The sequence below is a fragment of the Micromonospora sp. NPDC047548 genome, assembly GCF_040642975.1.
Taxonomy (GTDB): domain Bacteria; phylum Actinomycetota; class Actinomycetes; order Mycobacteriales; family Micromonosporaceae; genus Micromonospora.
Genome location: NZ_JBEYTI010000073.1, coordinates 1 through 17,285 on the forward strand (window position 1 = coordinate 1; position 17,285 = coordinate 17,285).

The 17,285-nt window shown below is 73.0% G+C and carries 9 protein-coding genes, 1 tRNA gene and 2 pseudogenes; 4 read left to right on the forward strand and 8 right to left on the reverse strand.

The annotated features are described in order from the left end of the window. Positions 1 to 95: 95 nt before the first annotated feature. Positions 96 to 794 (forward strand): annotated as a pseudogene (locus ABZ807_RS31585) (SDR family oxidoreductase); the annotation flags it as partial. Between the two features lie 86 nt (positions 795 to 880). Here ABZ807_RS31585 and ABZ807_RS31590 read toward each other — a convergent pair. From ABZ807_RS31590 to ABZ807_RS31610, 5 genes are all read right to left on the reverse strand, one after another. After that, entirely contained in the window at positions 881 to 3,271 is a 2,391-nt protein-coding gene (locus tag ABZ807_RS31590) for a transglutaminaseTgpA domain-containing protein (RefSeq protein WP_357166255.1), read from the reverse strand. A gap of 71 nt (positions 3,272 to 3,342) precedes the next feature. Then, entirely contained in the window at positions 3,343 to 4,491 is a 1,149-nt protein-coding gene (locus ABZ807_RS31595; RefSeq protein ID WP_357166235.1) for a DUF58 domain-containing protein, read from the reverse strand. Positions 4,492 to 4,504: 13 nt separating this feature from the next. Then, a complete protein-coding gene (locus tag ABZ807_RS31600) occupies positions 4,505 to 5,503 on the reverse strand; it encodes a MoxR family ATPase (protein ID WP_357166238.1) in 999 nt (332 codons plus the stop codon). A gap of 33 nt (positions 5,504 to 5,536) precedes the next feature. Then, positions 5,537 to 8,104 carry a fibronectin type III domain-containing protein gene (locus ABZ807_RS31605; protein ID WP_357166258.1) on the reverse strand — a complete coding sequence of 856 codons (2,568 nt, stop codon included), beginning with the start codon at positions 8,102 to 8,104 and terminating at the stop codon, positions 5,537 to 5,539. 218 nt (positions 8,105 to 8,322) lie between these two features. Further along, complete coding sequence (locus tag ABZ807_RS31610) at positions 8,323 to 11,016, reverse strand: tetratricopeptide repeat protein (RefSeq protein WP_357166241.1); 2,694 nt, start codon at positions 11,014 to 11,016, stop codon at positions 8,323 to 8,325. Between the two features lie 234 nt (positions 11,017 to 11,250). Between ABZ807_RS31610 and ABZ807_RS31615 the strand changes: the two genes are divergently transcribed. Continuing rightward, a tRNA-Leu gene (locus tag ABZ807_RS31615) sits at positions 11,251 to 11,334 on the forward strand. A 2-nt stretch (positions 11,335 to 11,336) separates the two neighbouring features. On the opposite strand, the gene ABZ807_RS31620 is transcribed toward ABZ807_RS31615, so the two are convergent. Further along, positions 11,337 to 12,899: a recombinase family protein gene (locus tag ABZ807_RS31620; protein WP_357166243.1), complete on the reverse strand. Its 1,563-nt coding sequence runs from the start codon at positions 12,897 to 12,899 to the stop codon at positions 11,337 to 11,339. Positions 12,900 to 13,050: 151 nt separating this feature from the next. After that, a pseudogene (locus ABZ807_RS31625) lies at positions 13,051 to 14,089 on the reverse strand (IS630 family transposase). Positions 14,090 to 14,214: 125 nt separating this feature from the next. On the opposite strand from ABZ807_RS31625, the gene ABZ807_RS31630 reads away from it, so the two are divergent. Continuing rightward, positions 14,215 to 15,309, forward strand: a complete 1,095-nt coding sequence (locus tag ABZ807_RS31630) for a hypothetical protein (RefSeq protein WP_357166246.1) — start codon at positions 14,215 to 14,217, stop codon at positions 15,307 to 15,309. Positions 15,310 to 16,309: 1,000 nt separating this feature from the next. Further along, a complete protein-coding gene (locus ABZ807_RS31635; protein ID WP_357166249.1) occupies positions 16,310 to 16,846 on the forward strand; it encodes a transposase in 537 nt (178 codons plus the stop codon). 138 nt (positions 16,847 to 16,984) lie between these two features. On the opposite strand, the gene ABZ807_RS31640 is transcribed toward ABZ807_RS31635, so the two are convergent. Continuing rightward, the coding region (locus tag ABZ807_RS31640) for a hypothetical protein (RefSeq protein ID WP_357166252.1) at positions 16,985 to 17,285 on the reverse strand (301 nt) is incomplete at its 5' end.

Below are 17,285 nucleotides of genomic sequence, written 5' to 3' on the forward strand. Positions count from 1 at the left end.
CGGCGGGCATCCCGCACCCGGGAGTGCGCGCGGGCGACCTTCTGCTTGGCCTTGGCCCGGTTCGCGGAACCTTTCCGCTTGCGGGCCATCATCCGGCCCTCGTGCTGGCCGACCTGGACGCCACCGCCGCCGGCGCGGTGGCCGAGGGCATCGGCCCGGTCGCCCGGGCCGTCGTCGTGGACGTCGCCGACGAGGGCCAGGTCCGCGAGCTGGTCGCCGACACCGAGCGACGGTACGGCCGGATCGACCTGTTCTGCGCCAACGCGGGCGTGGCCACCGGCGGGGGCGTCGACGCGGACGACGCGGACTGGGACCGGTCCTGGCGGGTCAACGTGCTGTCCCACGTGTACGCGGCCCGCGCGGTGCTGCCGGCGATGCTGGCCCGGGGCGAGGGCTACCTGCTGCACACCTGCTCGGCGGCGGGGGTGCTGACCGCGGTGGGGGACGCCCCGTACACCGCCACCAAGCACGCCGCGGTCGGGCTGGCCGAGTGGCTGGCGATCACCTACCGCGACCAGGGCGTCCGGGTCAGCGCGCTCTGCCCGCAGGGGGTGGACACGCCGATGCTCGCCGACGGGCTGGCCGCCGGTCACCTGGGCGCCCGGGTGATCGCCGCCTCCGGCGCGGTGCTCACCCCCGACCAGGTCGCCGACGCGGCGGTCGCCGGGCTGGCCGAGGAGCGTTTCCTCATCCTGCCGCACCCCGAGGTCGCCGGCTACGCCCTGCGCCGCGCCCAGGATCCCGACGGCTGGCAGGCCGGCATCCGCAAACTGGTCCGCCGCCTGCGCGCCTGACCCGCGCTCGCCCCCTCCCGCCGCTCCGCCCGATCAAGAAGTTCGCGTCCCAGCAGCCCGAAATCACGATGGGCGGCCGGGCGGGGTCAGGGGCGCCAGCGGAGGGGGCCGGGGTGGACCGACCAGAGGAGGCGGCGCCACCAGGGGCGGGCAGCGCGCAGGGCGGCCACGTACTCCTCGGCGACTGCCGCCGCCCGGTCGGCCTGGGCCGGGGTCGCCGTGCCCGGGGCGAAGGCCACCTGGTTGAGCAGGGTGGCCAACTCGTCCACGTCGGGCCCGTCCACTGTGGCCGCGCGAGGCGCAGCCGTCAGGGCCGGGCCGTACGGCGCTGACCCGCCGCCGTCGGGCGCGCCGGCTCCCAGGCCGGCGTTCGCGCCCCGGCCGGGGGGCCCCGTCGGCTCGCCAAGCCCGCCGGGCCCCGCCGGTCGGACATCCGTGCCGGCCCCGGCGGTCGGGCCGCCGGCCGTGGTGGCGCGGGCGTCGGCGAGCGCCTGCCGGGCGCGCAGGGCCACCTCGGTGGCGGCCAGGTCGCCGCCGACCGGCCGGCCCGCCAGCCGCAGCGCGTCGGTGACCTCCCGCCAGGCCCCGGCGACCCGCTCGCCGGGGTCACCCCGTTGCCGTCGCGCCCGGGACTGCGCCCGGCGCATCCCCGCCAGCGTGGCCGGCGCCGCCCCGACCAGCAGCAGCAGGCCGGCGACCGTCCCGCCGACCAGCACCGGCGTCGGCACGCCCGCGTCGCCGGCGGGCCGGTCGGGTGCGGCCACCGCCGGCGGGGTCGCGGTCGGTTCCAGGGTCGGCTCGGGCACCTCCGACGGGGGCGGGTCGTCCGGCGTCGGCCGGAAGTCCTCCTCCACCGGGCGGGGCTCGGAGTCCGGGCGGGGCAGCGGGTCGAACGGCACCCAGCCCACGCCCGAGAAGAGCACCTCCGGCCAGGCGAACGCGTCGGCGGCCCGCACCGGGCCGTCGCCGCGCGAGGAGAAGCCCACCACCACCCGGGTCGGCAGGCCGGTCAGCCGGCCCAGCACCGCGAACGCCGCCGCGAACTGTTCCGACGTGCCGCGCTGCCCGCCGCCGCCGCGCGGTCCGAAGAGGAAGAAGTTCAAGTTCGGGTACGCGTGCCCGCTCGGTGCGTCCGCCACGACCCGGTAGTGCTCGGCGAGGAACTGCTCGATCGCGGCGGCCCGCGCGTACGGGGCGCCGTTGTCCTCGGCGAGCTGGGTGGCGAGCCTGCGCAGCGGCTCCGGCGTCCCGTCGGCGACCCGCAACACCCGCGCCACCTGCTCACCGGCCGGCACGTCGGCGGTGGCGAGCAGGTTCGCGTCCGGCCGCTCCCGGGCCGAGGTGACCGTGTAGCGCAGCCCCGGGCTCAGCCCCTCCGGGCGGATCAGCGTCCCGGTCGCCGGGTCGTACGCCACTCGCGCGCCGGTGACCTCGCGCGGGGTGGCCACCGCCGGCAGCAGCCGCCCGGTCAGGTCGGCCACCGTGATCTCCTGGCGCACGGTCTCCACCGGCCCGGCACCGGGCTGCGCGGCGGGCAGGATCCGCCCGGCGTTGCGGTAGGTCGCCCCGACCCGCCAGGTCACCCCGTCGTAGTCGCTGAGCACCGCCAGCCGGATCCGGCTCTCCGCCCCGGCCGGCGCCTGCGTGCGCACGTCCAGCAGCTTCTGCTCCGGGTTGAGCGCCCAGCCGGAGATCCGGATCAGCGGATTCTCGTCCAGCGACTCCACCCGCGGCGGCTCCACGTAGCGGCGCGGGTCCACCGGCCGCTCGTCGACCCGGGCGGCCAGCAGCGGCCCGAGCAGGGCAGCCAGCCCCACCACCACCGCCAGGCCGAGCGCGGTGCCCGCCACCAGCCGGGCCCGCACGGCCGCCCGGACCGACGGGGCCAGCCCGGCAGTCGGGTCGGTGGCCTCGGGCACGCCCCGCCGGCCGGACGAGGCCAGCCCCAGCGCGACCGCGCCGGCGAATGCCACCGACGGCCAGGTCGCCGGGTCCGCGTTCGGCCCCACCACGTAGAGCGCGCCGGCGTAGAGCAGCGTCGGCGGCAGGAAACCGAGCAGTGTCCGGCCGGCGCGCAGCGCCACCTCCGCCCCGGTCAGCCCGGCCAGCCAGGCCGCCACCAGGGGCACCAGCACGGTGTCCGGCGCCGGCTCGACCGGGATCATCGCGGTGAGCAGCCGGGGGATGCCGTTGCGGGCCGCGTCGGCGACGATCGGCGCGAAGCCGCCCGGCAGGTCTGCGTGCCGGGCGGCCAGGTGCATCGCGAAGGCCGTCCAGCCGGCCATCGCGGCCACCGACACCGGCGCCACCAGCCAGGACGGCAGCCGCCGGGCGGCCACGCTGACCAGCACCGAGCCGAGCGCCGCGCCGAGCATCAGCCGGGTCAGCAGGTCGCCCGCGTACACCCGGCCGAGCACCACGCCGGCCAGCGCGGTCAGCACGACCAGCGCCGCCGGCACCGGCACCGCGCGCAGCACCCGCCGCGCCGTCGCGCCGCGACCGTCGCCCGGCGCGGCCGGGCCGGGGGCGGTCGGGCGCGCCTGCGTCGTCACCACCGGCGGACCCCGTCCCACTCCGCGGCGAACCCGGCCCCGTCGGCCACGTCCAGCACCACCAGGCCCGCCGCGGCGGCCGGCGTCGGCCCGTCCGCGCCGAAGACCGCCACCACCACCGACGGGTACGCCCCGCGCAGCGCGCCCACCTGCCCCAGGTCGCCCCGGCCACCCGGGCCGGTGAGGAAGACCAGGGTGTCGCCGGCCCGGTCCTGGCGCAGCCGGCTCGCCGAGGTGCGCAGCGTCCCGGCGTCCCCGTCGGTCAGCTCCACCGCGGCCAGCCGGTCCAGCGGCGGCTCGCCGGCCCGGTCCTCGCCGGGCGCCACCAGCACCAGCGCCACCGGCAGGTCGTCCCGGACGGCGGCGGTGACCACCGAGGCGGCCGCCTCGCAGGCGGACTCGAAGGACTCGGCCACCCCGTCCACCTGCTGCGGGTGGGCGGCGGCCCGGTTGTCCAGCAGCAGCACGATCCGGGGCAGGCTGGTGTCCACGTTCTCCCGCACCATCAGCTCGCCGACCCGGGCGCTGGTGCGCCAGTGCACCCGGCGCAGCTCGTCGCCGACCACGTACTCGCGCAGCGAGTCGAAGGTGATCGACCCGTGCGGCACGCCGTCCAGCCGGCCGTCCAGGCTGCGCCCCGCGCCGGCCGGCACCGCGGCCAGCGGGTGGATGCGCGGGTGCACCCAGACCGGCACCGTTGCCCCGTACGGGCGGGAGAGCGCCACCAGCCCCAGCGGATCGCGCCGGGTCACCCGCAGCGGCCCGACCGGCACCACGCCCCGGCGGCGGGTCGGCACCTCGTACCGGACCGTGGTGTCCCGCCCGGGACGCAGCCGCAGCACCGGCACGGGCACCGTCGCCGCCCCGCACCGGTCCTCGGCCAGCAGGTTCGCCGCCCGCAGCCGCCCGGCGTTGCGCACCGTGACCGCCATGTGGGCCGACTCGCCCCGGGCCACCCGGTCCGGGTCGGCGCTGCGGGCGACCTCCAGCCGGGGCCGCCAGGCCGCGGTCACCACGGCGTAGCCGACCGCCACCGCGGCCGCCGCGCCGAGCAGCGCCAACTCCGGGTACGCGAAGCGGAAACCGGCGCCGATCAGCAGCACGGCGGCGACGAGCAGCCCGACGCCCCGGGTGGTGATCCCCATCGGCGAACGGCCGTCAGCCGTGCGCCGGGACCGGCTGGCCCGACGGCAGCGGCACCGGCACCGACGCGACCGACTGGCGCAGCACCTCCGCGGCGGTCACCCCGCGCACCTGCGCGTCCGGGGTGAGCAGCAGCCGGTGCGCGAAGACCGGCTCGGTGAGCGTCTTCAGGTCCTCCGGCATGATCCAGCCCCGGCCGTCGATCAGCGCGTACGCGCACGCCGCGCGGGTCAGCGCGATCACGCCCCGGGGGCTGACCCCGACCCGTACCTGCGGGTGGTTGCGGGTCGCGGCGGCCAGCCGGACCGCGTACGCGTAGAGCGGCTCGGCGATGTGCACCCGGCGGGCCATCCGGACCATCTCCCCGACGGTGGCGGTGTCGGTGACCGCGTTGAGCTGGTCGGGGGAGCGGACGGTGGCCCCGCGCAGCACCTCCACCTCGACCGACTCGTCCGGGTAGCCCACCGACAGCTTCACCAGGAAGCGGTCCAGCTGCGCCTCCGGCAGCCGGTAGGTGCCATCCATCTCGACCGGGTTCTGCGTGGCCACCACCAGGAACGGCTGCGGCACCGGATGCCGGACGCCGTCCACGGTGACGGTGCGCTCCTCCATCACCTCCAGCAGCGCCGACTGCGTCTTCGGCGAGGCCCGGTTGATCTCGTCGGCGATGACGATGTTGGCGAAGACCGGGCCCGGGTGGAACTCGAAGCCCCGGGTGGCCTGGTTGAAGATGGTCACCCCGGAGACGTCCGAGGGGAGCAGGTCCGGAGTGAACTGGATACGGCGCCACTCACCCTTGACCGTCGCGGCGATGGCCCGGGCCAGGGTGGTCTTGCCGACCCCGGGCACGTCCTCCAGCAGGACGTGCCCCTGCGCGAAGAGCGCGGTCAACGCCAGCCGAACCACCTGCGGTTTACCCAGCACGACCGCGTTGACGTTCTCCGCCAGCCGGGCGGCGAGGGCGGCGAAGCCCTGCACCTCCGGCTGGGTGAGCGGTTCGTGGCTGCTGTTCACGGTGGTGGTGCTCCTCGACTGGGTGATGCGGCGTCAGCAGGTGGGCAGGACGTTGATGTCGTCGCCGCCCTCCAGGTTGAGCCAGGCCCACGGGATGTAGTTCCTCCCGGAGTACTCGACCTGCACCCACCAGGTGCTTTGCTTCTGGTTGTTGTAGATCCAGGAGTCGACGTTGTCGCCCTGCTTCCGGCAGTACGCCTTCAGCCGCGTCCCTGGTCTGGCCCAGCCGACCTGTTTGTTGTTGTCCTGCCGGGTTACCGAGAAGACCTCGTTGCCGTTGCGGCCGTCGACCTCCGCGTCGCAGTAGGTGCGCTGGTCGCCGCTCGGCCCGTTGTTGCAGGTCGCGATGCCGTACAGCGGGTCGGTGGACTGCGCCCGGGTCGCCGTGCCCGCGCCGGCCGCGTTGCTCGCGGTGACCGTGAACGTGTACGCCGTCCCCGGGGTCAGGCCGGGCATGGTGATGCTGGAACAGGGACCCGGCTTCGCCGTCTCGCCGGCGGTGCTCAGCGTGCAGGTGGCCTGCCCGCCGCCCGCGTCGACCGTGAAGCTGACCGTCGCCGCGGTGGCGGTCGCCGACGAGCCGGTCACCGTCACCCGGGGCGGGGCGACCGTCCGCGCGGTGGTGCTGGCCTCCGGGCCGGGGCCGGCCTCGTTGACCGCCTTCACCTTCACTGTCACGCTCTGCCCGTCGCCCAGCCCACCCCTGGTGGTCTGCGTGTCGGTCACCTCGGTGACCTGCCCCCCGACGTCGACCAGGTACTTCGTCACCGGGCGGCCGTTGTCGAGCGCCGGCGACCACTGCACGGCGATGGTGCCCGGCTGGTCGGCGACCGTGCTCGCCCGCAGGCCGGCCGGCTGCCCCGGCGGGGCGAACGGCACCACGGTGTTGCTCACCGGTGAGGCCGCCGAGCCGGCGCCCTTGTCGTTGACGGACACCACGGTGAAGGCGTACTGGGTGCCGTACTCCAGCTCACCGGCCGGAACCACCAGCTCCGTCTTCGCCGACTCCCCGGCCGGGGCGTTCGTGCCGGCCGAGGTCGCGGTCACCGCGTACTTCGCGATGGTGTTGCCCTGGCCGTTGGCGGCCGGCCACTTTACCAGCACCGTGCCGTCGGGCCGGGCCTCGGCGGTCACGCTGGCTGGCGGGTCGGGCACCGCCGCGGTCGGCGTGACCGGGTTGCTCCGGCGCGCCGGACCGTCACCCTTGGCGTTAACCGCGTGCACCGAGAACGTGTACGTCTCGCCGTTGGTCAGACCGGTGATCTCCACCGCCCGCTGGTTGGCACCCACCTCGTGCTGCTGGCCGGCACCCTCCACGACGTATCTGATGATCTCGGCGCCGTTCGCGGCCGCCGGCTTCCAGGTCACCCGGGCCTGCGCGTTGCCGGCGGACGCGGTGACGCTGCGGGGTGCGCTCGGCTTGCCCACCTTCGGCTTCTTCGGCGGGGGCGGTGGCGGGGGGACCGGCAGCGGGTCGCCGCCGAGCACGTCGTTGGCGTACTTGTTGACCTCGCGCACCTGGTGCTTGTCGTCGACCACCCGGGCCGTCGACGAGTCGGGCGCGTTGATGAACAAGTGGTTCTCCCGCACGTCGAGCTCCAGCGGGCCGGTCATCCCCCTGCCCCGGATGGTGTCGACGAGCTGCCCGGCGTTGTCGAACGCGTAGACGGTACCGCTGGCCTCGTCCGCGCAGTAGAACCGGCCGGCCCAGGCGACCGCCGCGTTGAGCCGGTCACCGGCGCCCGGCACGGTGAACTGCCGTACCTCGCTGCCGCCGGCGACGACGTACACCCGCCGCTGGCCGCCGACCGTCACCGGCACGGCCGGGCCGCTGGTACGGGCCGGCAGGGTACCCGCGGACGACATCGTCAGCGAGGCCCGCTGGGTCTCGCCGGCGCGGACGGTGACCAGCGACGCCGACGTGCGGTCCAGCACCGCCACGCCGTCGTCCAGGGTGGACACCACCAGCTCGTGGCTCGGTTCCGCCACGGTGTACGTCTCGACCCGCTCCGGGCTGAGGCCGCCGGCCCCGGCCGAGGCGGGGGCGGAGGGCAGCTCCGCCGCGGTGACCGCCGAGACGGTGCCCTCGCTCGGGATCGCGATCCAGAGGCGGCCCTTGCCGTCGAACGCGCCGCCGGTGATGCCCGGCGGGTAGCGCACCGGCTCGCCCACCGGGGTGAGCGAGCGCGGGTCGAGCTGCCGGACGATGCCCTGCACGGCGTCGACGACGAACGCGGCGTCCTCGTGCAGCGCGACGTTGACGCCGAGGCCGGGGGTGGTCCGGGTGGTAGCGGTGATCTGCAGGGTGGCCAGGTCCAGCGAGCTGACCTGGCCGGTGTTCAGGTCGCGCAGGATCAGCAGCCGGTCGGTCTGAGTGACCTGCATCGGGTGCCGCCGGGCGCCGGGGATCTCCATCCGGGTGTCGACCCGCGCGGTGACGCCGTTGACCCGGGCCATCTCGCTGCGCGCCGCGCTCCACAACCAGCTGCTGGCGTCGTAGTTGGCCACCGCGTTGTCGGCGGCGCCCAGCCCGAGCACCGTCAGCCCCATCGCCGCCAGCAGCGCGCCCACCGTGCCGATGGTGACCAGCCCGCCACGCATCCGGGAGCGGCGTGGCGGTGCGCCGGTGTCGGTCACGGTGCTCGCGGCGTCCTCGATGGTGGCCACGTCCGGCTGCCTCCCCGTCTGGCTGTCCAGGTGGCGCGCCGTGTCCCCGGCGACCCTCCCCTGAGCCGTGGGACATCATATGGGCCGGGCCAGCACGAGGAAACCCGCTGGGTCCACCTGTGGACACCGAGCGTGTGCGAGGTGGACGACCCTCAGCCCGCCGGGGTACGCCGCTCCCGATCCGTGCAGACCTGGCCCGACGTGGCGAAGGCGTCCGTGGAGTAGACCGCCAGCACCGTGAAGCAGTAGTCCACCGTGGCGCTGAGCCCGTTCACCGTGTAGGTCGTCTGTCCCGGATCGACGGTGGCCATCACCCCGAGAGCCTTGCCGGCGCGCCCCCCGGCGACCATGAATGGCACGCCCCCACCCGCCGGGTCGGACCAGGTGATCGTGACCGTCGTGCCGTCGTCGCGCAGCTTCAGGTCGTCCGGCGGGGCGCCGGTCGCCTTCGCCGCGCCCGACGCACCCCCCGACGGGGCCGGCCCGACGGCGGGATCGTCGCGGTCCAGCGCCACCGCGCCGACCAGGCCTGCGACGCCCAGCACCGCGACACCCGCCACGACGGCCAGCACGGTGCGGCCCCGCCCGCGCCGCTCCGCCGGCTCCTCCATCGGGTACGCCGGCGGCGGCAGCGGCGGCTGGTACACCGGGCTGACCGGCGGGTATGTCTCCTGCGGCGGCTGGTCGACCTGGGCCGGCGACGGGTCGTCGGTTCTCTCCACCGCCCGCTCCGGCACGTCGTACGCGACCAGCGACTCGTCCATGGGTCCGTCGGTGTCGGCGGGGCTGGTGACGTCGTCGTCCTCGGCCGGTTGGTCGTCGACCGGGGGTGTGGTCAGCGGCTGCGGCGGAGCCACGCTGCTCCACGGCGGCGCGGTCAGCCCCCACGGCGGCGCGCTGACCGGCGGGGTGCTCACGGGGGCGGCGCTGACCGGGTAGTGGGGTGCCGGCGGCGTGCTGGCCACGGGCGGCATCGGTGGTCTGTGCAACGGGTGGTTCGGTGCCGGCGGGGTGCTGACGGGGTGGCTCGGCGCCGGCGGTGTGCTGACGGGGTGGCTCGGGGCCGGTGTCGGTGGGGTGCTGGCCACGGGTGGCGCACTGACCGGGGGAGCGTTGACCGGGTTGGTGGTGGCCGGCGGCGCGCTGACGACCGGCGGTGCGGCCACCGGTCGGGCGGCTGCCGGCGGTGCGCTGACGGGCGACTGTGCCCCGCCGTGCGGCGGCGCGCTGACCGGGTTGGTGATGGCCTGCGGCGCGCTGACCGGGGGTGCGCTGACGGGGGCACCGGTTGGTCGGGTCGCCGCCTGTGGTGCCGACGCCTGACGCTGACTCTCCTCGCGAAGCAGCGGACCGATCTGCTGGACCTGGATGGTCGGCCGGTCCCAGCCACTCGCCTTCGGGACCGCCGGCTGGGGTGGCTGCACGGCCACCGGTTCGGCGGGCGGTGCGGGCGGCGCGGGCGGCGCGACCGACGGGGCCGGAGCGGGCGGCAGGGCGTGCGACACGGCGGTGCCAGTGGGCACCGGCCCCGGCGTACCGGTGGCCGGCTGGTGGTGCGGAACAGGCGGGTGTGGCGTCGGCGCTGCGTCGACCGGCTGCGCGGGCGGGGCCGGCAGCGCCGGAGCCCGGGTCGGCCCCGGGGGCGGCGGTGGCACGACCGGAGGCGCGGGCACCGGACCGGTCGACACCTGTGTCCGCGGGGGGACGGGGGGTGGCGGAACGGACGCCCGGGCCGGCGCGGGACGCGGGGTCGGCGGCGTCACGGCCGGCGTCGCGGCGGGGCCGGTATTCGGCGGCGCGGGTGGCCGGTGCGGCGTCGTCGGGGGCACGGCCGGTGTCTGAAGGTGCGGCGGCGCCCACGGCGACGTGGCCGCGGCGACGTGCGCCGGTGGCCCGGGTCGGGGCGGGGTGGGCGCGGGCAGCACGGGTGGATGCGGCGCCGGTCGCGCCTGTGGGTGCGGTGCGGGTGGGGCCGACCGGGCCGCCGGTACCTGGGGTACCGGCGGCACGGACCCCTGACGGTGTGGCACGGCGACCTGGGGTGCGGGCGGAAGCTGCGGGGCCGCAACGGGCGCCGGCGTTGCGGGTGGTGCCTGTGCTGCGGGCATCTGCGGTGGGGCTGGCACCTGCGCCGGCGCGGACGCCTGCCGGGGCGGGACCGGAACCTGGGGCGCCGGTGGCGCGGTCCGCTGCGGGGGCATCGGCGCCGTGGGTTGCGGCCGCGGCGATGCGGCCGGTCCCTGCTGCGGCAGACCGACCGTGGGCGCGGTGAGCGCGCCGCTGGCCGTCGGCGGGGTGCTGGGCGCAGCGGGTTGCCCGACGGCGGGCGGCGCCGGGTGCCGGGGCGGGACCGGCCCGGGCGGCGGGACCGGCCGGGGCTGGGCGACGGTCGGAGGCTGCGTCGCCGGAACCGCAGGTGCCCCGCCGCCGAGGTACTGCCGGGCCGCCCGTACCGCGGGGTGATGCTCGCCGAGCACGGTGGGCCCGGCGGTGGCCACCCGGGTGTAGTTGCGGCGAGCCTCGTGCCGGTTGCCCAGCTCCTCGGCCACCGACGCGAGGTCGAAGGAGATGGCCAGCATCAGCGGCTCGGCACCGTTCCAACGGCGCTCGCCCGCCGCGTACGCCTCTTCCAACACCCGCCGGGCGGCGGCCGGGTCGTCGGCCTCGCGGTGCATCCGCGCCAGCAGGTGGGCGGTGCCCAGCATCTCCGGGTGATCCTCGCCGTACGCGGGCCGGGCCGAGGCGATCGTGTCGGCCAGCAGCCGGCGGGCGGCCGGCAGATCACCGGCGGAACGGAGGGCGAGTGCCCGCTGCTGGACCGCGACGAGGGGGGAGGGCTGTGACACGTGGGCAATGCTGCCGGTAGACGGTGCCCGGACGCTACCCACCCGACGGGACGCCCTGCCCGTGGTTCCCGCCCCAAGCCTCTGACCAGGGCATATGCCCCGATATTGAGCCGGTCGGGCGGCGATGTGCATGATCCATCTCGGCCGTGTACAGTAAGGCCCCGTGCGGCCCACCAGGGGCGGCTGACCGGCGGGTGAGCCGGCGGCGACCGACAGGGTAGGCTGGACGAGCAGGTCCGGGTGGCGGAATGGCAGACGCGCTAGCTTGAGGTGCTAGTGCCCGTATAGGGCGTGGGGGTTCAAGTCCCCCCTCGGACACGTTATTTCCACACGAAGCGTGACAGTTTTTCGTGTTTTGCGTGATCCCCGTCCCGTTGGGCGGGGATTTTTGCTGTCGTGGCGAGGAAGCTCCCCGCCGGGGTGAGCGGGTAGATCGCGGTCTCGGCTTCGATGGTCCACGCGTGGTGGTCACACACAATGATCATGTTGTTGGTGCGTAAGTAGGCGGCCAGCTTTTCCGGGTCGGGGCTGCGCAGCGCGGGATGGCGACGGTGTAGCCCGCGGTCGTGTCGGATGCGGTCGAGCAGGTGGTCTTCCCGGATGTAGAGGATCGTCGGTTGGGCGGAGGTCCTGGTGCGGGTGCTCGTGTGTCCGTGGCGGCAGCGGTAGCCGGGGCGGCCGTGGACCCAGTGGGAGTCCATGATCCGGCCGCACACGCCGCAGCAAATCACTCCGGCCAACAAGTAGCAGCGGGGGATGCCATCGGCTGGGGTCGGCGCGGTATGGATTGCCTGGACGGCGACGAAGTGTTCTTCGCTGACCAGCGGAGTATGCGCGATCTCGCGGGAGATGACCCAGTCAGTGGAGGCGCTCCACCGTTGAATCTCATGGTGTCGATCGAAGGCTCCCTTGTCAGGGAGGGCATCACGGTCGGTCCGTTGACGGTTCCAGACCTGCCGCCCGGTGTAGCGGGGGTTGGCCAGGATCGCCGCGACAGTGGTGAGCATCCATTGGCGGCCGCTGCGGTGGGGGTTACGCGCTGGGTCGGCGCCGGACGGGCACGGGACGCCGTTGTCGTTGAGGGCGCGGGCGATGCTGGCCACGCTCCGGCCAGCAAGCCGCTGCTCGAAGATCCACCGGACGTGGGGTGCGGTGGCAGGGTCGGGCTCCAAGCGGTGCAGGCGCCGTCCCCAGGCGGCGTGGGCGCGGTTCGGATGAGGGCCGGCGTCGGCGAGCCGGTAGCCGTAGGGTGGCCGGCCGCCGAGATGTCGACCCTGCAACTCGGCCTGAGCGCGCATGGCCGCGGTCGTGCGATGCCGGGCTCGGGACACCTCCCGCTGGGAGTGCACGCCGAGCAGGTCCAGCAACGCCAGCTGCCGCGGGTTGTTGAAGTCCACCGGCCCATAGGTTTCCGGCAGCCACAGCTGCACGCCGTGCCGAACGAGGGTAGGGGTCAACTGTTCAAGCTGTTGGCCGTGGAAGGCGCGTTCGTACTCCCCGACGACGACCGCGTCGAATCCGCGTGCCGAGTCCATCACGGCGTCGAGCAGCCGTGACGCCTGCGGCCGGTCCGGCCAAGGCGCACGGCGGGAGACGCCCTCGTCGAAGAACTCCACCACGATTCGGCCATGACCGGCGACCAAGTCTTCGGCGTAGCCACGCTGCCACCGGCACGACGACGCCCGATCCTGAAAGTCGACGGTGGACATCCGTCCATAGAACGCGAACCGCAGTCCGCCCGCGGACGGGGTGAACCGTTGCGGCCGTAGCTTCCGCTGCCCGGCAGCCCAGGACGAAAGAGTGCTCCGTCCCGGTTCTGCCGCCGCCCTCGTCGCCATAGGACCTCCACGATCGGTGCGTCTACCCCGTCCTGGTTCCCACATCCAGGGTAAGAGGCATCGCACGACTCGTGCCGATCGATCACCCTTTCGGGTGATACTTATCGTATAGCTGGCCCGGCTGGCCCGGCTGGCCCGGCTGGCCCGGCTGGCCCGGCTGGCCCGCAGCGCCAAGCGGCGCAGCGTGACAACGGACCTAAGCGCCTGACCAGAAGTCTTGTCCGTAACCCTCGGGTAGCCAGGGTGAGGTCCAGGGTGCGGTGGTGAGGAGGTTCTGGTCTGGGGTGCGGTGGCGGAAGAAGGCGTGGGCCTGGCGGATCCGGTCGGCCATCGTGGCTGGGGCGGTGTTCGCGATGTACTGCTTCAGTACGGCCCACATGCGTTCGACCGGGTTGTCCTGAGGGCTGTACTTGGCGCCCTGGATCAGTAGCAGGCGGGGATGCTCGGTCAGCCATTTGCGGGTGATGCCACTGTGGTGGGTGGTGCCGTTATCGCAGATCACCGCCACGATCGGGGCATCGGGGTAGGCGGCCAGCAGCATGTCGAGGAAGTAGCAGAACACCACCGACACGTTTTGACCGAGACGTGGTAGTGCCAGGCGCCGGTGGCCAGGTTGACCGCGCCGTGCAGGGTACGGCGCAGGTTGGTGCCGGGGTCAGGATGCGGTGGCGGACACCTCGTGGCATCCAACAGGCACGCACGCGGGCGAGGAGGTCGAGGTGGGTTTCGTCCTCGGCGAGGACGACCGCCCCGGCGGGCAGGGCCGTGACCTGTGCGCGGATGTCCGCGCAGAGGGTGTCGTGGTTGGGGTCGCTCTTGGCGATCAGGCGGGGTCGACACCAGCGGGCTTGCTCACGGACACGACGGTAGACGGTGCGCAGGCTCAGCGGTGGACGGCCCAACGCACGCCAGATCCGGGCGGTGGTCCACGCCTTCGGCGTGCTGAGCAGGGTACGGATACGGGCACCGAGGCCGGGGCTGCCCAGCCGGGGCCGGCCGGAGCGGGGGCGGTCAGGCAGTCCATCGAGACCTACGAGGTCGTGACGGGTGATCCACCGCCGGACGGTGGCCGGGTCGTAGTGCAGCAGCGCGCCGATCTCAGCGGCGGGCATCCCGCCGGCGGACAGCAGGATCATCACCGCGCGGGCGGCGACCCGCCACTGCCGGTGCAGGGCATCCACGACCTGGTCGTACTGCTCGTCGGACAGGTTGGCGTACACGTGCGCGGGGCGCATACTGGCGAAGACCTCGTCGGGATGATCGTTGTGTGGAAACTCGATCAAACTCCCGACGGGGTCTTCACGTTGGTAACAACATCAACTCGGGCGAGTTACGGACATAACTTCTGGCAACCCGCTTAGTGGCGATCCGGCCCGAATTCCGCCGCCGGCTCACCGATCAGCAGGCCGGCTTCATCACCCGGCCGGTGGCCATCGGTCTCCTGGATCCGGCCCGCATCCGACAGGCCGTCGCGGAGCCTGCCCGGGCTGCCGGACTCACGTTCGAGGACGACCTCATCGACCGCATGACCGCCGACGCCACAGTCGGCGATGCGCTTCCCCTGCTCAGCCACCTGCTGCAACGCCTGCACCTGCAATCCGACCGCCAACACATCACGGTGGCCCAGTATGAACAGGCCGGGGAGGTGGGTGGTGCCATCGCAGCTCACGCCGAGCAGATCTACGAATCCCTCACCGATCGGTACCCCGAACACGCCGTCGACTCTGCTCTGCTGCGTGGCATCGCTATGGAAGGTAAGGAAACCGTACGAAGGACGATCGAACGATCTGACCTCGATACCACCGCAGCTCGCATCCTTGAGGAGTTCAGGGCAGCCCGTCTGATCATCGACGTCGAGGACGGCACTTGCCTTGAATTGACCCACGACGCCCTGTTCCGCCAGTGGCGACGACTAGCCTCTTTGATCAGCGCCAACGAGGAACGCCTGCACCGCATCACCCGACTCGAGCACCGAGCGGCAGCATGGCAAGCGGACCCACACACAGACGACCTCTTGCGCGGCCGAACGCTCGCCGATGCCCTCGCGCTCGCAGCCGAGGTGCCCCTCTCCACCGCAGCCCGACGCCTGCTCGACGCCTCTCAAGAGTTCGATCACCAGGACCGCGTCCGACAGTCCGAGCGGATTGCCGAGTTGGCACAACAGGTGCGCCGGCAGGACCCCAAACTGGCCGTGGCACTGGCCCACACCGCGCTACACGAGTTACCACCCACCCCGGCAGTGACGACGACGCGCTGGGCCCTAACCGGCGCGTCACGAACACGGCACCTCACCATCGGGCATACCACCGGCATCACCTCCGCAGTCTGGCTGCCCGACAGGGAGGCCCTGCGCACCGCCGACAAGACGGGGCGCGTCTGCACCTGGGACGACGCCGGTCGCCTTGCCGAGGTCACCTTGCCGCTGACCGGGATGGATACGGGCACACACTGCTGAGTGCCAGCGGCACCCTCGCCCTCACCCAGCATCGCGCGTCGTGGTCAGGGGCGGCGGCTCGCTGCCACCACAGTCGCGATCGTAGGTTAGCGGACATGGTCGAGCGGGCGGCGTTACCTCAGGCGCTTTGGCCCGGACACGCAGGCAGCCCGTCGGCTGGCGTGGAGTAGCGGAGTCGGGCCGCGCCGACCACAGACAAGCCGTGGGTTATGAGGGTGGGAAGATTTGGCCGGCGGCCGACCGGCACGGCCTGGACGACGTGCACCAGCTGCCCGCGTCCGGCCGCAGAGCGCGTCACGGTCGTCGAGCTCCGGGTGCGGCGGCGCGCATGGTGTCCGGCCACCCCTCCACCGTCAAAGGCGCTTCGCGTCGCAGGCGACGGCCACAAACCGGTCGCCCTTGAGCAGCGGAGCCTCTGCGACCCTATGCGGTCAGGAGTGAAGCGGCAGGCCGGTAGCCTGCCCGCACGAGGCGCACGCTGCCGCACCCGTCATCGACTCAAGGGCAGTGTGAGTGAGCGTCAAGGCCGCCTCGACGTCTAACGAGCCGAACGGAGGAGACGGCATGTGCCGGACATGGCTACCATTGATCATGGAGCCGGTCGGTTGAACCCGGTGTTGACCCACTGGGCCGTGGTGCTGATTTTCCTTAGTTTGGCTTGCATCTCAACCCTTGTCTCAGTGTCCGTATCGGCAATGAGTCCTGAGAGCAAGGTGAGCCGGATGGTAGCAACGCTTGTCACCGTTGTTATGTCTGTCGAAGCAGGTCTGATGACCAACTTGGCAGCGTCAGCACTGGGTTGAGTCGATCGTCTCCACCTCAGTTACCCTTCCGAGTCGTATGGCAATTGGCAGGCCGGAGATGGCAGGGTGGACACTGTGACTGGACGTGAGATCGCCGAAGTGGGAACCTGCGAGACCTGTCATGATCCAGTTGATCCTACGAACGAGCATGCCGTGGCGCACCACACTTTGCGTACCAACGATGCCACCTGTGACGCGTGCTGGCACTGCTGGGACAAGCCTCGTTGTTACAGGTGCTTCAACGCCGACTGCGAGTGCTCAAACCACTAGATGACCGGGACGTCGGTAAGCACCGAACCAACATCCCGTTGACGCCCAACCGCGGCCACTTCGCCTCCTGGAACGGCACCGCACCGCTGAACGCCTCGTCCGGCGACCAGAAACGCCACCGGCTGTCCCGGGCCGGGAACCGGCGCATCAACCGGGTACTGCACATCATGGCGATCGTCCAGATGCGGCACGACACCGAAGGTCGCGCGTACTACCGGCGCAAACTCGCCGCCGGCAAGACCCCGATGGAAGCCATACGCTGCCTGAAACGACGCCTGTCCGACGCCGTCTACAAGCAGATGATCAAAGACGCCGTCTTTGCGAGGACGGGCCCGGGAGGACACGTGGGGACGACTCTTCAATCCAGCGCGGTCGACCCAATCCCCATGGTCGACACTTCGGAACAGTCACTTCCCGGACCCGCCGAACAACTGCCTAGAACACCACTACTCGCCGCCCCTTGACACAGAGGGATGCCAGATGAGCGCGCCCGCTAGTGGCGCCATTCGGCCGGCCAGGACCCGAGGCGGGGTATCCCTTGACTCTCGACCCGGTCGAGGGCTGACCCTTCCTGGGTGACGTCTGAAGCGCGCGACCAACGATCAGTCCCTCCCGCGATTGACCTGGAGATGCTGCGGCCGGTACTGCGCGGCGGCTGGGGAGCGGATACCTGTGACCCGCACGATGTGCAGGATTGGCACACCGGCAACCCAGCCCGTGGTCAATGCGGGGTGACTGTCTTGATCATTCAGGACCTGCTCGGCGGAGAGCTGATCCTCGGCGAGGTCCTCGCCGGAGAGGCCAAGGTCGGAACCTGTCAAGTCAAGTGAGACGTTTTCGTGGTCAGGTGTTCTGTAGATCTGCGGGTTGAGCTGCTGGTTTGTTGATCCACACGGTGTCGGG

What these genes read in the sequence shown, in the direction of transcription:
- ABZ807_RS31605 (WP_357166258.1), bottom strand. Translation starts at nt 8,104, where the DNA reads ATGCGTGGCGGGCTGGTCACCATCGGCACGGTGGGCGCGCTGCTGGCG.
- ABZ807_RS31595 (WP_357166235.1), bottom strand. Translation starts at nt 4,491, where the DNA reads ATGGGGATCACCACCCGGGGCGTCGGGCTGCTCGTCGCCGCCGTGCTG.
- ABZ807_RS31620 (WP_357166243.1), bottom strand. Translation starts at nt 12,899, where the DNA reads ATGTGGGAACCAGGACGGGGTAGACGCACCGATCGTGGAGGTCCTATG.